The sequence below is a fragment of the Gilvibacter sp. genome, assembly GCF_965601605.1.
Classification (GTDB): Bacteria; Bacteroidota; Bacteroidia; order Flavobacteriales; family Flavobacteriaceae; genus Gilvibacter.
The window spans coordinates 24,383-35,053 of record NZ_CBFCWJ010000014.1; the positions used below are offsets into that span (position 1 = coordinate 24,383).

The 10,671-nt window shown below is 43.3% G+C and carries 11 protein-coding genes; 6 read left to right on the forward strand and 5 right to left on the reverse strand.

Going from position 1 to position 10,671, the window contains the following annotated elements:
* Positions 1-60: 60 nt before the first annotated feature.
* From ACSLP7_RS03765 to ACSLP7_RS03790, 6 genes are read left to right on the forward strand one after another with little or no spacing between them, the layout of a single operon-like run.
* Positions 61-1,629, forward strand: coding sequence for an FAD-dependent oxidoreductase (locus ACSLP7_RS03765; protein WP_435578080.1), 1,569 nt, complete (start codon positions 61-63; stop codon positions 1,627-1,629).
* Positions 1,630-1,639: 10 nt separating this feature from the next.
* Positions 1,640-3,133: a glycerol kinase GlpK gene (glpK, locus tag ACSLP7_RS03770; RefSeq protein ID WP_435578081.1), complete on the forward strand. Its 1,494-nt coding sequence runs from the start codon at positions 1,640-1,642 to the stop codon at positions 3,131-3,133.
* A gap of 20 nt (positions 3,134-3,153) precedes the next feature.
* Positions 3,154-3,888: an MIP/aquaporin family protein gene (locus tag ACSLP7_RS03775; RefSeq protein ID WP_435578082.1), complete on the forward strand. Its 735-nt coding sequence runs from the start codon at positions 3,154-3,156 to the stop codon at positions 3,886-3,888.
* Positions 3,889-3,942: 54 nt separating this feature from the next.
* Complete coding sequence (locus tag ACSLP7_RS03780; RefSeq protein WP_435578083.1) at positions 3,943-4,443, forward strand: DUF2975 domain-containing protein; 501 nt, start codon at positions 3,943-3,945, stop codon at positions 4,441-4,443.
* 5 nt (positions 4,444-4,448) lie between these two features.
* Positions 4,449-4,973, forward strand: coding sequence for a DUF2975 domain-containing protein (locus ACSLP7_RS03785; RefSeq protein ID WP_435578084.1), 525 nt, complete (start codon positions 4,449-4,451; stop codon positions 4,971-4,973).
* 2 nt (positions 4,974-4,975) lie between these two features.
* Positions 4,976-5,179, forward strand: a complete 204-nt coding sequence (locus ACSLP7_RS03790; RefSeq protein WP_435578085.1) for a helix-turn-helix domain-containing protein — start codon at positions 4,976-4,978, stop codon at positions 5,177-5,179.
* A gap of 52 nt (positions 5,180-5,231) precedes the next feature.
* Here ACSLP7_RS03790 and ACSLP7_RS03795 read toward each other — a convergent pair whose 3' ends face one another.
* The 5 genes from ACSLP7_RS03795 to ACSLP7_RS03815 all read right to left on the reverse strand — a co-directional run.
* Positions 5,232-6,185 carry a hypothetical protein gene (locus ACSLP7_RS03795; RefSeq protein WP_435578086.1) on the reverse strand — a complete coding sequence of 318 codons (954 nt, stop codon included), beginning with the start codon at positions 6,183-6,185 and terminating at the stop codon, positions 5,232-5,234.
* A 207-nt stretch (positions 6,186-6,392) separates the two neighbouring features.
* Positions 6,393-6,671: a F0F1 ATP synthase subunit epsilon gene (locus ACSLP7_RS03800; protein WP_435578087.1), complete on the reverse strand. Its 279-nt coding sequence runs from the start codon at positions 6,669-6,671 to the stop codon at positions 6,393-6,395.
* Positions 6,672-6,689: 18 nt separating this feature from the next.
* The gene (atpD, locus tag ACSLP7_RS03805; protein ID WP_291182300.1) at positions 6,690-8,195 is read right to left on the reverse strand and encodes a F0F1 ATP synthase subunit beta; all 1,506 of its coding nucleotides are present in this window, start codon (positions 8,193-8,195) and stop codon (positions 6,690-6,692) included.
* A 117-nt stretch (positions 8,196-8,312) separates the two neighbouring features.
* Positions 8,313-10,160, reverse strand: coding sequence for a glutamine--fructose-6-phosphate transaminase (isomerizing) (gene glmS, locus ACSLP7_RS03810; protein ID WP_291182299.1), 1,848 nt, complete (start codon positions 10,158-10,160; stop codon positions 8,313-8,315).
* A 12-nt stretch (positions 10,161-10,172) separates the two neighbouring features.
* Positions 10,173-10,671, reverse strand: a 499-nt coding sequence (locus tag ACSLP7_RS03815; protein WP_435578088.1) for a DUF4270 family protein, incomplete at its 5' end; no start/stop codon positions are given.

Here is a 10,671-nt window from a genome sequence, read left to right on the forward strand (position 1 = left end):
AGCTCCCTTTCTATTGCTGATATAATTTGGTATTTTTAGAAAGAACAACGAATCCATCCATTGAAGACCAGAAAATCACAATTGGCCGCTCTGGCTAACGAACAAGTATTTGATGTAATTATTGTTGGCGGAGGTGCTAGCGGGCTAGGAATAGCAGTAGATGCCGCCAGTAGAGGTCTTAAAACTGCGCTTTTTGAATGGCATGATTTTGCAAAAGGAACTTCCAGTAAAAGTACCAAATTGGTCCATGGAGGCGTTCGATATTTGCAACAAGGTGATGTCAAAATGGTTAAGGAGGCCCTCTTGGAACGCGGTCTTCTGGAAAAAAACGCAGGACATCTTTTTAAACGGCAAGAATTCATAATCCCTAATTACACCTGGTGGGGAGGCTACTATTATACCATCGGTCTTAAGCTTTACGATCTATTGGCGCAAAAATTCAGTCTGGGAAAATCTACTTTGATCTCCAAGAAGAAGACCATTGCGGCCCTTCCGACGCTAAAAACCAAGGGGCTACAAAAGGGAGTTTCCTATTACGATGGTCAATTTGATGACGCGCGTCTTGCCGTTAATCTCGCACAAACTGCTAGCGACCAAGGGGCTTTGGTCATGAATCATATGCGCGTTGTGAATTTATTGAGCGATGCGGAAGGAAATGCAACTGGGGTTGTTGTAAAAGACATGGAAACTGAAGTGGAATACACGGTCCATGCAAAGGTGGTGGTTAACGCTGCTGGAATCTTTACAGACAAGGTTTTAAAGCTGAAGGATGCAAGCCACAAAAAAACTGTAGTACCCAGTCAAGGAGTTCATTTGGTACTCGATGCAGAATTTCTTCAGAGCGAAACTGCTTTGATGATCCCAAAAACCTCTGACGGGCGCGTGCTATTCATCATTCCATGGAATGGAAAAGTGCTCGCCGGAACTACAGATACTTTAATCAAGAAGCCGAAAATAGAGCCAGTAGCTTTGGAATCAGAGATTGAATTCATCTTAAATACTATTGGCCAGTACCTGACCAAGGTTCCTACGCGTGAGGAAGTAAGATCTGTGTTTGTTGGACTAAGACCTTTGGCCAAACCTAAAAAAGACGAAACCAACACTAAAGAAGTATCGCGCTCGCATAAAATACTCAGTGAACAGGGCGTGGTCACAATTGTAGGCGGAAAATGGACCACTTACAGAAAAATGGCAGAAGACGTGATCGATACCATAATTACCGATTACGGCTTTCAGCAAAATCCGTCAAAAACCAAAGAACTTGCCATTCGAGGCAATATTGACGCGCAGGATCCAAACATTCCCGCTCATTTTGAAATGTACGGCGGTGATTTGGAAACCTACAAAAGTTTTGAAGCAGATGATGCGAATTACAAGGAACTTTTACACCCCAACTTCGCCTATACTTTGGGACAAGTAGTTTGGGCAGTTCGCCAAGAAATGGCCCGCAGTGTTGAGGACGTTTTGGCCAGACGCGTTCGTTTACTATTTTTAGATGCCCAAGCAGCAATTGAGGCCGCTCCAAAAGTGGCAGAAATTTTGGCCAAAGAGTTGCAAAAAGACTCCGAATGGGAGCAGGCACAGCTCGAATCTTTCAATAAACTGGCAAATCAGTATTTGCTGGACTAAAACGCAGAGTATGAGTAAAAAATACATCCTATCGTTAGACCAAGGAACCACCTCTTCAAGAGCTATCCTCTTTGACCATTCTGGAAACAATTGCGGCGTGGGACAAAAAGACTTTCAGCAGATCTTCCCAGAACCGGGTTGGGTAGAGCACGATCCTTTGGAGATCTGGGAATCTCAACTCTATGCCGTGCGTCAAGCGTTTAAATCGGCCCAAGTGACTTCAGAAGCCGTTGCAGGAATCGGCATTACCAATCAGCGTGAGACCACTGTGGTCTGGGATCGAGAAACAGGCGTGCCTATCTACAATGCGATTGTTTGGCAAGATCGCCGTACGGCTAAATACTGTGACCAACTCAAAGCAGAAGGTCATGTAGAAAACATTAAAGAGAAAACCGGCCTGATCATAGACGCTTACTTTTCAGGAACCAAACTCAAGTGGATCTTGGATCATGTGGAAGGGGCTCGTGAAAAGGCAAAGCAAGGAAATCTTTGCTTTGGAACTATTGACACTTGGCTTATTTGGAAACTCACTAACGGAAAGAGTTTTGTAACTGATGTGAGTAATGCAAGCAGAACCATGCTCTTCAATATCCATACCTTAGATTGGGACAAGGACTTGCTCAAATTATTAGATATTCCTCGTACAATTTTGCCACAGGTGAAATCCAGCAGTGAGGTTTATGGAGTAACTGCCAGCGACATTTTAGGAGGCACCGTACCTATTGCGGGCATTGCCGGTGATCAACAAGCAGCGCTTTTTGGTCAGTTGTGTACGGAAGAAGGAATGGTAAAGAATACCTACGGCACTGGTTGTTTCCTGCTGATGAATACCGGAGACAAACCCGTTTATTCCAAGAACAATCTTTTAACGACCATAGCCTGGCAGATCGACGATCAAGTCTCCTACGCTTTAGAAGGAAGTATTTTTGTCGGAGGAGCTGCGGTACAATGGATCAGAGACGGTCTTAAAATAATTGATGATGCCAAGGAGGTAGAAGCCTTAGCCAGCAGTGTAGATGACAATGGCGGAGTTTACTTTGTTCCAGCATTAACCGGACTAGGCGCACCACATTGGGATCCATATGCTCGTGGAGCTATTGTTGGACTTACGCGAGGAAGTACACAGGCACATATCGCGCGAGCAACCTTAGAAGGAATTGCCTATCAAGTATACGATATCGTAAAAGCTATGGAAGCAGATTCTGGTGTAGCTGGAGCCGAACTCCGTGTAGACGGAGGCGCAACAGCCAATAATCTCATGATGCAGTTCCAAGCCGATATCTTTGGATTCCCCGTAGTTCGACCAAAACTTTTAGAAATCACCGCTCTTGGTGCGGCATACTTGGCGGGATTAGCAGTTGAATTTTGGCCAGATCTGGAATCGCTTAAATCTCAATGGAAAGTGGATCGCAACTTTGAGCCAGCCATGGATCCCGAGCGAGCGGCGGGCTATTTAGAAACCTGGCATAAAGCAGTAAAACGCGCTGCAAACTGGATAGAATAACCAACTAACAACTTATCAATATGACTCCTTTTATTGCAGAAATTATAGGCACCTTTATTTTGATGGTACTCGGTAATGGTGTGGTTTGTAATGTAGTACTTAAAGGCACCAAAGGACATGATTCAGGCTGGATCGTGATTACCACCGGATGGGCCATGGCTGTTTATGTGGCCGTGCTCATTGCAGGACCATACAGTGGGGCCCACATCAATCCCGCCGTGACTATTTCTCTGGCCATAGCTGGACTGTTTGAATGGTCGCAGGTTCCGATGTTTATCGCGGCGCAGTTCATTGGTGCTATGGCGGCGATGGTTGCCCTTTGGATAACTCACAAGGACCATTATGACGCCACAGAGGATCCGGCGAGTATTCACGCCACATTTTGCAATACCCCAGCTATTCCAAATACATTTAGAAACCTAATGACGGAGATCTTAGGAACCTTCGTATTGGTTTTTGCCGTCTTTTATATTGTAGGACCAGATCTATCGGTAGGCGAACAAGAAGGCATTATTGGATTAGGGTCCTTAGGAGCAATTCCAGTTGCCTTTATTGTGTGGGCAGTCGGTATTAGTTTAGGAGGACCTACGGGCTATGCAATCAACCCTGCAAGAGATCTCGGACCGCGAATTATGCATGCTATTTTACCACTTAAAGGAAAAGGTGATTCCGGTTGGAATTACGCCTGGATTCCTGTAGTTGGACCACTGGTTGGCGGAGCCCTTGCTGCCTTTTTATATATGGCGATGTTGTAATTTATTATTGTTTTTCGATAATTTTTATATCTTTGTTATCGAAAAACAATAATTATGAAGCGATTAAATCTTCTTAAGACTATAGTAGATATCATTTGGTATCTCTCTATTCCGACTCTTTTTATTTTTGTTGGATTTGTGATCTATATGAGTTGGACCGGTCAATCATTCACAAACACACTCTATGGGAGTATGATCGACCTAAGCGGATTTCAATTGGTAGTGGTGCTCTGTCTGAGCCTGATCACCTATGGGCTTTTGATATTCAGTCTTTATCTCTTTCGTAAAGTCCTGCAAGAGTTCAAAAAGCTACAATTATTCAATCAAACGGTAATAAGTCTTCTACTCCGTATAGGAAAGTTGGTTATAACTGCTGGTATCTTGATGTTCATCACTAAGTTTCTTACTAATTATTGGAGCTTCAACAAGATCACTGTGAGTCTATCACCGAATGACCTTTTGATCTATGGTGGCATAGGTGCATTTTTCTTGGTTTTGAGTGAGGTTTTTGATCGGGCCAGACTGCTTAAGGAAGAAAACGAATTAACCGTTTAATAGCTATGAAATCAAACCTACAAACCCTACAAATAATTACCTGGGTACTGATAGTAAGTGCAGCCAGCATTTTATTGAATGACATCAACGAATTCAGGCTGAATCGATTTACCGAGTTTCAAGAGTGGGCCGCAACTGCCAATCCTGATAAGCCTATCAGCTTTGAAGAGAACTTTATGGAGTGGGCCTATTACTCACTAACCGTGGCCATGTTTGTAATAAGAGGTCTTCTGATCTATGCGTTCACACACTTTCTCACTATACTTAGGGAGATTGAAAAAGGAAACTATTACGGTACCAAGGTGAGTGATAATTTTAAAAAGGTGGGTAACGCTTTTATAAGCTATACCGTTGGTTTAGTCGTAGTGCAATCTATAAGTGCTTTTACCCTAAAAAACGACTTTTCATTCATACAGTTGTTCAAAACTGAACTCACCTATTTAATACCTGCTGCTTTAGGATTCTTTATACTTGCAGAACTGTTTAAACAAGCGCAAACCTTGAAGGACGAAAACGACTTAACCATATAAGCGTGCCTATAATCATAGCCTTAGATAAATTGTTGGCCGAGCGAAACATGACCAGTAAAGAGCTCGCCGAGCGCGTGGGAATTACCCAGGCCAATCTTTCCATTCTGCGCTCTGGAAAGGCCAAAGCCATCCGATTTTCGACGCTTATGGCCATCTGTGAAGAATTGGAATGCCAACCAGGAGATCTGCTTCGATATGAAAAATAAAAAAAGCCCCCAAGCTACTAGGGGCTTTTAAAATTAGAACAGTTTGAAATTACTAAAGATCAGCCAGGGTGTCTACACGGATTCTACCGTTGTTTCCATCCCAACTAAAAGTTCCATAACCAGCAGCTTCTGACGACCCACATGTAGGTGTATCGTAGATAAAGTCTCCCCCAAAGAAATAATAGGCTAAAGACCATGTCGCAACACGTGTGGCGAAGGTTGTTGTTTGATTATATCCAATAAATTCTCGATATCCTGTAGTGTCATAGAACCACACATGTGGAAAGTTCTCAGGAACACCTGGAGCCGACTCGTAAAAACAAGGCTCATCAAATGGATCATCGTTTTGTATTCCGTCTTGATTGATATACATATTGCCTCCTTGAGAGATCACTATTTCATCAACCATAAGCAAGTTAGTTGTAAAGGTTGAGTGTTCTCCTGCTGGAGAAGTATAAATACTCCCGCGGTGGATGGCATCCCAATTACCTTCAAAACCTCCTGGAGTACTATAATCGTCGTCAAATGTTCCCATCGCTAAGGACACATCAGTACCGCGGCTGCGCTTGTACGCAACCATATACGTGTCTACCTCATCAAACTCAAAATGTTCAACGACCAAACGTTTCTCATTATTGAGAAGTACTTCAAAAGACCCTCGGTCTGAGTCAAAGTACAAGCGATCTGGATCACTAATATCTTGACTTCCTTCAAACAGTACGATCCCTTCCATTCCGTCATGAGCTTTGTGCAAGCGCGCTGCTGCAACATAACCGCCTTTTTCTGTAGTATTGATGACTAGCGTACCTTTTGTTTTGAGATCATAGCTGGCAATGATTCCTTTGAATAATCCACTGTTGGATTCGTCAAAAGCAGGATCCGGTTCCATTTCCATGACAATAGCCACTTTGTCTGCTGTTGTCAATACTTGTTCGCTTTCATTGGTGTTGTCCGACGTGCAACTTGCCAAAACGATAAGCGCGGTTGCGTAGAGTAGTTTTTTCATTCCTTTAGTTTTTCACAAGTCAAAGACTTGCGCAGTAGTTTTCGTGAGATTCTAATCATAACACCCTTGATAATCAAGGTCTTTTGTTATAGAGGATAAATGTCGGTTACTGACTAAAGTCAAAACAGGGGGTTTCTACCTGTTTTTGGACATAAAAAAAGCCTTTCCAAAATGGAAAGGCTTTAATCTTTTAATGATGTGTAGAACTTAATCTGCCAAGACAATCACTTTATTGTCACTCATCTCCACAGTTCCGGAGCTGATCTCCAAACGAGTGATGCCGTCTTTACCTTGGGTAAATTTATCGGCTACCTCTTCCTCTAACTTCACATCTCCCCAAACCTTGACGGTTCCAGGCCCTAGTAAAGAAACAGTGGCTGCGTGATTGTTCAGCATTTGGAATTCCCCTTGCACACCTGGTACAGCAACAGAGGTTACCTCGCCGCTAAATAGTGTTGCTTCTGGAGTTACGATTTCTAAATGCATTTCTTATCTATTTGGTGATTAAGCTTCCGCTAACATTTTCTCTCCAGCTTCAATTGCTTCTTCAATTGATCCTTTCAAGTTGAATGCTGCTTCTGGAAGGTGATCTAATTCACCGTCCATAATCATGTTAAATCCTTTGATTGTTTCTTTGATATCTACAAGTACTCCTGGGATACCGGTAAACTGCTCTGCTACGTGGAAAGGCTGAGAAAGGAAACGTTGTACACGACGTGCACGTCCTACGGCCATTTTATCCTCTTCAGAAAGTTCTTCCATACCAAGAATCGCGATAATATCTTGAAGCTCTTTATAACGTTGCAACAACTCTTTTACGCGTTGTGCACAGTTGTAGTGCTCGTCTCCTAGAATGTCAGCAGTAAGGATACGAGAAGTAGAATCTAGTGGATCTACCGCTGGGTAGATACCAAGCTCAGCAATTTTACGAGACAATACTGTTGTTGCATCCAAGTGAGCAAAGGTTGTCGCTGGAGCCGGGTCAGTAAGGTCATCCGCAGGTACGTAAACCGCCTGTACAGAAGTAATAGATCCTTTCTTAGTAGAAGTAATACGCTCCTGCATAGCACCCATCTCTGTTGCCAGTGTTGGTTGGTAACCTACCGCAGAAGGCATACGACCAAGAAGTGCAGATACCTCAGATCCCGCCTGGGTAAAACGGAAGATGTTATCTACGAAGAAAAGTACGTCTTTCCCTTGTCCATCTCCAGCACCATCACGGAAGTACTCAGCAATAGTCAAACCAGAAAGTGCTACACGAGCACGTGCTCCTGGAGGTTCGTTCATCTGTCCGAATACAAATGTCGCTTTAGAGTCTTTCATAGCAGCTTTGTCAACCTTAGAAAGATCCCATCCGCCTTCTTCCATAGAATGCAAGAAGTCGTCACCGTATTTGATAATTCCAGATTCCAACATCTCACGAAGCAAGTCATTTCCTTCACGAGTACGCTCACCTACACCGGCGAATACTGAAAGACCACCGTGTCCTTTTGCAATGTTGTTAATCAATTCCTGGATCAATACTGTTTTACCTACACCTGCACCGCCGAAAAGACCAATCTTACCACCTTTTGCGTAAGGCTCAATAAGGTCAATTACTTTGATTCCGGTGAAAAGCACTTCTGTAGAAGTAGAAAGATCCTCAAATTTTGGTGCTTCACGGTGAATAGGAAGTCCGTTGTCTCCTGTTTTAGGAAGGTTTCCGATTCCGTCGATCGCATCTCCAATCACGTTGAAAAGACGTCCGTAAACATCTTCTCCAATTGGCATCTGGATCGGCTGCCCGGTTACTTTAGCATCTACCCCACGGCTCAAACCGTCTGTAGAATCCATAGAGATGGTGCGAACTGTGTTCTCACCGATATGCGATTGAACCTCAAGTACTAAGGTTCCTCCGCCCAAGGCAACTTCTAGAGAATCGTAAATTTTTGGAAGTTCCTGACCACCTGTAAACTCTACGTCTACAACAGGTCCGATAATTTGTACAACTTTACCTGAAACGTCTGACATTTGTTCGGATTTAATTTCTTCATTTAGAAGAGCCAATAAGCCCCTCATTTTTAACGGTGCAAAGATAGTTCTTTAACCGAAAAAATGGGAGGCTTAAACGCTTTTTTTGAGAAATTTTTACTCTACCGTTACCGACTTGGCTAAGTTTCGTGGTTGGTCCACGTTTCTGCCGAGCATTACGGCTATATGATAAGACAATAATTGCAATGGAATTGTAGTCACTAAAGGACTCAAAGCTTCTGTTGTTTTAGGTACTTCCATCACATAATCAGCCAATTCTGTTACTGTGGAATCTCCCTCTGTCACTACTGCAATGATCTTTCCTTTACGAGTTTTGATCTCTTGGATATTACTTACCACCTTTTTGTAGTGATCGCTGTTTACCGCAATAACCACAACAGGCATTTGCTCGTCGATCAAGGCGATAGGTCCGTGCTTCATTTCTGCCGCTGGATAACCCTCAGCGTGGATGTAAGAGATCTCTTTGAGTTTTAGAGCACCCTCTAGAGCCACTGGGAAGTTATATCCTCGACCTAAATACAAGAAGTTAGCTGCATCTTTAAACTGGGCTGCTACTGCTTCAATATGGTCGTTTGTTTTAAGTGCTTCAGCTACTTTTTCCGGAATCAGATCTAGCTCGCGCAAGTGCATCATATAGTCACTTTGAGACATGGCTCCCTTTTCTTGAGCAATTCGCAAAGCCATTAACGTAAGTACTGTGATCTGGGTAGTAAAAGCTTTAGTAGAAGCAACTCCTATCTCTGGACCGGCGTGAGTATAAGTTCCACTATGTGTTTCTCTCGAAATACTGGAACCAACCACGTTACAAACTCCGTAGACAAAGGCACCGCGTTGCTTGGCTAACTTGATGGCCTCTAGGGTGTCTGCAGTTTCTCCGGATTGAGAAATGGCAATGACCACATCGTTCTCCGTGATGATCGGGTTTCTGTATCTAAATTCGGAGGCGTATTCTACTTCTACTGGAATACGCGCCCATTCTTCAAAAATATATTCACTCACCAAACCGGCATGCCAGCTGGTTCCACAGGCCACAATAATGATACGGTCTGCGTTCATGAACTTTTGGATATGATCTTCTAATCCGCCTAGACGCACAATTCCGCGATCTGGCAAAAGTCGACCTCTGTAAGTATCCTTAATCACATTGGGCTGCTCGTAGATCTCCTTGATCATAAAGTGATCATAACCGCCTTTTTCTATCTGCTCTAGATTGAGCTTAAGTTCGTGAATCGAAGGATCAACTCGTTTGTCATTTTTGATCTTTCTTACTCGAACCTCTCGTCCTAAACGAATAATTGCCAACTCACCGTCTTCTAAATAGATGGCATTGTTGGTAAACTCAATAAAAGGAGTGGCATCACTAGCCACAAAGAATTCTTCTTCACCAATTCCAATAGCTAAAGGTGAACCCAATTTCGCCACAATGATCTCATTGGGCTTTTTACGGTCAAATAGCGCAATAGCATAGGCTCCAACTACTTGGTTTAAAGCAATTTGTACCGCTTTTCCAAGTTTTACGTCTTCCTGTTTCTTGATTTCTTCGATCAAGTTAACCAGTACTTCTGTATCGGTATCCGACTGGAAGGTGTAACCACGAGTTTCTAACTCTTTTTTAATGGTCGCGTAGTTCTCGATGATCCCGTTGTGGATCAATACCAGATCCCCACTGTTGGAAACATGTGGGTGAGAATTTGTATCGTTTGGAACCCCATGGGTTGCCCAACGGGTGTGTCCTATACCAAGATGTCCGTCTTTAGAAATGTGAACATCGGCTTTTTGAGAAAGGTCATCAACCTTTCCAGCCGTTTTACAAAGCTGAATGTCTTCCCCGTCATACAGTGCAATACCTGCAGAGTCATATCCGCGATATTCTAGACGTCGAAGTCCGTTGAGTATAATTGGGTAAGCATCACGATGGCCAATGTAGCCTACAATTCCACACATAGTTATAAGGTATTACTCGGGGTCTGTATAATAGATTGTCAGTTTCAAACGCTTGGCCGAATCCGGAGAAGCGTTACCGTGCAAAATAGTTCCTTGCTGAGAGTTAATCCCTCCCGCAGGTACACTATTAATATCTTCTGATATTGGAGTTTCCACTGTTCTAAAGTTAGTGGTAATTACGTCTTGGACAACAGCAATTCCGAGTCTAACGTTGGTAGAATCTCTACGGACGATATTGTTCAAATGCGTTGTTAGGCGCAATTTATAGCTGATGCCGTTGTCGCTGGCATCACGTTGGACAGGACCTAAATGCGAACTTTTGAATTCGTTGGCATTGTTGGCAAAGGTGTTGTCCAATTCATAGTCGATCAAAACTCTTCTGTTGTCCAAATCGTACAAAAAGAGTCTGTCCGGTTCTGTATCGCCTCCTGGCACTTGATCACGATCCACAAATACCTCTAGATTGGCTTCATTGATCAACCAATCGTTGGCCTTGAGTTCGGTCAACTGA